Source organism: Pseudomonas sp. LM13 (genome assembly GCF_041381355.1).
Lineage (GTDB): Bacteria > Pseudomonadota > Gammaproteobacteria > Pseudomonadales > Pseudomonadaceae > Stutzerimonas > Stutzerimonas frequens.
In genome coordinates, this window is record NZ_JACBXH010000089.1 from 1 (window position 1) to 3,177 (window position 3,177).

A 3,177-nucleotide genomic window follows, 5' to 3' on the forward strand; every position below is an offset into this window, starting at 1 on the left:
GGCAAATTCGATACGGAGTTCTCCGCATCACTGAAAAAGGCCTGGATCCGCTTGATGTCATCCCAATGCTTGATGGCACTCAGCAAATCAGCTCTCGCCTGCTCCCTTGCCTCGTTTTGACGTCGAATCCGTTCTCTCTCCTCGAGCCGGCGTAACTGCTCCCTCCACTCCTGCTGCCGAACAGGAAGGCTCTGCTGGGTCACAAGAACGGCAGCATCACCAGTCACTATTCAGCCGCCGAGCTGGGCAAACTGATCGATGAAGCCAACAGGATTTCGGCTACCGACTCGCGTGGGCCGGCCCTGACAATTTTGAGGAGAATGGCAGGATGAAAAAAAGTCCCGCAAAAGTCCCTACGCTTCTACGTGTGAAGCGCCCATAAAAAAATCCAGCCACCGCTAAGTGACTGGATTTTCTAGGGATTTTTTGGTCGGGACGGAGTGATTCGAACACTCGACCCCTTGCACCCCATGCAAGCTTTTCAAAGACAGTGAAAACGCCTAACTATTTGATTTTAAACGTTTTACCAGCACAGTCTATCGAATTTGATTAGTGTCAATTGACAAAAATCTGCGGCTTTGACAACGCAAAACTGCGGCTTCCAGAGGAGTTTTGCAGGTCATAAAGAGGTGATTATAGCCATGCCCGTGGCAATCCCGGCATACGCACCACTGGCCACGACACCTCAACGATGATGCCTTTTTAAGGCTGACTTCTTGCGGAGCCAAGCGTATTGGACGGGGTCAATACTCAGCAGCTGTCCCATCACAGAGTCTCGTTTCTCCGGAGGCATACGCCCCAGAAGTGAGCGAATCTCAGACTCGATGCTGCCTGGTTTCGCACCCCGCTCCTCGGCCTTTGTATACCATTCGTGGCCCAGAGCAATGTTGCCCATCTCAAGATTCAATGCCCCGAGAAGGGTGCACGGGCGAAAGCTATTCGGCAAAAGTCGATGAGCTTCGTCCGCCAACTGAAGCGCTTCGTTGTGGCGACCTAGATCTCGCAGCACCCCACCATGCGTAGTGCGAACTGCCGACTTCAGCTTGGTTTGCTTGAGAGCACCATCCTGGATCTTTACCAAGAGGTCATGCGCTTCGCGTGAGGCACCGCATTTGCGCAGGTGACCACTGGCATTCACTAACTGCCAGACATCGCCCGTCTTGCGAAACTCACCCAGGTAGTAGTCGGCTTCAAGACGATTATGGACACGCAGGATTTCCTCAGAAGCGTATCCCCTGCCCTCGCTTTTCAGCCAAACAGCTTCTTCCTCGGAAAGCCGCCTTGCGCTATCCAGCTTGCGCAAAATCGTCATCACTTGCTTGAAGTCGACCTCGTCGACGAAGCCGTCAACACCATAATTTTCTCGTAGCTCGCGATTCTTTTGGCGAGCGATAAACTTCGGATCGCTTTCGCGCTGGAGCCTTTCGGCATGAAGGCGAGCCATCATGGCAGCGTGGCGAGCCTCAGCAGCTTCCTGTTCGACCTGCTTCTGTTGTTCAGCTGCCTTCTGTCGCACTAAAGCAGCGGCAACCCTGGACACCTGTTCGACTGGAGCAAGCTGGAGAAACTGTGATTCAGAAATCTCGCCGGTAACGAATTGCGCCAGGGTCTTGAGCCCGTTTTCAGTCAGGAAACGCTGCCCTAGGACACTCAAAGAATTACCCCGGGCAAAGGTCTCCAAAAGGTTAGACAGGCGCGAACCAGATACAGAAGAACCCGGCATGTCATCGACCCAGAATCGTTTGGCGAGGGTCAAATGGTTGTCTGACATCAGCACTCCATGCTTCGATAATTGAACAACGTATCAGCGTCAGGCTATGCAGCCTCTTTATATGAGCACCTAGAAAAATTTCTCAACCACCTCATAGCCCCTAACCTAGCGAACGCCTAACGTTCTCAGAAAAACACATCCGCTGGGACGCCAAAACGAACCGAGAGCGCACGAATGTGCCGTACATTTAGCTGGCGTTTACCTGCCAAAACCTCAGAAATAACTGACTGAGTACCGACCTCAGGCAAGTCGCCTTGGCTCAGGCCATGCTCCTGCATGAGGTAACGAAGTACCTCCGCTCCGCCCACTTTGGGTAGTGGCCTATGAAGCTCATCGTAAGCTTCGATCATGTCACCCAGCTGAGAAGCCAGGCTGCCCAGCGGATGATCTTCATCATCGCCGACCACGGCCAGCAGCTCATCCAACGCCTCAACCAGAGCATCATAGTCATCTTCGCTCGTCGGCTTGGTGAGTAGCGGTGCAACGTAACGCCAGTGCTCACAAGCCTGCTTGATCAATGCGGACATGATTACTCCCTCCACTTGCCTTTGTCGTATTCAGCATGATCCAGCACATGCTGAATAAACACCTTCTGTGCCCTGTAATGAACGATGGCAATCAGCCGCAGCTTGTTGCCGCCGATGTCGAATACATGCTGAGGCCCCACCTTATCAGTCGCCGGAAAGAGCCTCTTCATCTCAGCGAAATCTCGCGGCGCACCTGCCTTCACCAGACGATACCAAGCCTCAAGCGCAGTCGCCGAGCGAGGCCATTTGGCCTGAGCCTCCCAGATACGCTTCTGTGTAATGACGTGCATAGCCCCTCTATCGCACCTTGCGATAGAGGCATGGTAACGCGCCCGCCATAGCATCGCAAGGTGCGATACCCTGATCCATCGATCATCAGCTTTAGCTAGCGATGTTCCACCATACCAAGAGGGATAGATTCAATAATCCTAGAAGAGAAACCAGCCAAATAAATGCAGTGAGCTTTCGCAATACTATCGAATTATCTTGCTGTTTTCTCAGCCTGGTCGGGTCATAATCAATGGATTTATCTAAAATAGACTCAACCCTGGCTAATCGAATAATAATATTTTGCACATCTGAATTTGATGGCCTACCAGCCCTGTGCTCGACTCGATTTACCTCATAAGTCAAAGACTCCACTACTTCAATGAGCCCTGGCGCTCCATCAAATCCATTTATCAGGAGCTCAACGCGATCCAGCTTCCGGGCCGACTCATTCAAGAACTCCAACTTATCAATTATCTCATCTGCATGCTCAAACAGAAGCCTTAAAAGATTTTCATGTTTCGTGAGAGGCCTAGCGTTACTTGACTGCATCTTCGGCCTCGCCAAACAAGGCGCTAAAAGCGTCATCTAACTGACCCGATGTATTTACTG

At 51.8% G+C, this 3,177-nt stretch carries 3 protein-coding genes and 1 pseudogene; 1 reads left to right on the forward strand and 3 read right to left on the reverse strand.

Annotated elements, in window-relative coordinates; translation table 11 throughout:
- Positions 1 to 179: 179 nt before the first annotated feature.
- Positions 180 to 332, forward strand: a pseudogene (locus HZR81_RS23290) (tyrosine-type recombinase/integrase); the annotation flags it as partial.
- A 353-nt stretch (positions 333 to 685) separates the two neighbouring features.
- Here the strand turns inward: HZR81_RS23290 and HZR81_RS23295 are convergent.
- From HZR81_RS23295 to HZR81_RS23305, 3 genes are all read right to left on the reverse strand, one after another.
- Positions 686 to 1,771 carry a tetratricopeptide repeat protein gene (locus HZR81_RS23295; protein WP_106158532.1) on the reverse strand — a complete coding sequence of 362 codons (1,086 nt, stop codon included), beginning with the start codon at positions 1,769 to 1,771 and terminating at the stop codon, positions 686 to 688.
- 125 nt (positions 1,772 to 1,896) lie between these two features.
- Positions 1,897 to 2,298, reverse strand: coding sequence for a helix-turn-helix domain-containing protein (locus HZR81_RS23300; protein WP_106158531.1), 402 nt, complete (start codon positions 2,296 to 2,298; stop codon positions 1,897 to 1,899).
- Between the two features lie 2 nt (positions 2,299 to 2,300).
- Positions 2,301 to 2,588, reverse strand: coding sequence for a type II toxin-antitoxin system HigB family toxin (locus HZR81_RS23305; RefSeq protein WP_106158530.1), 288 nt, complete (start codon positions 2,586 to 2,588; stop codon positions 2,301 to 2,303).
- Between the last annotated feature and the right edge of the window lie 589 nt (positions 2,589 to 3,177).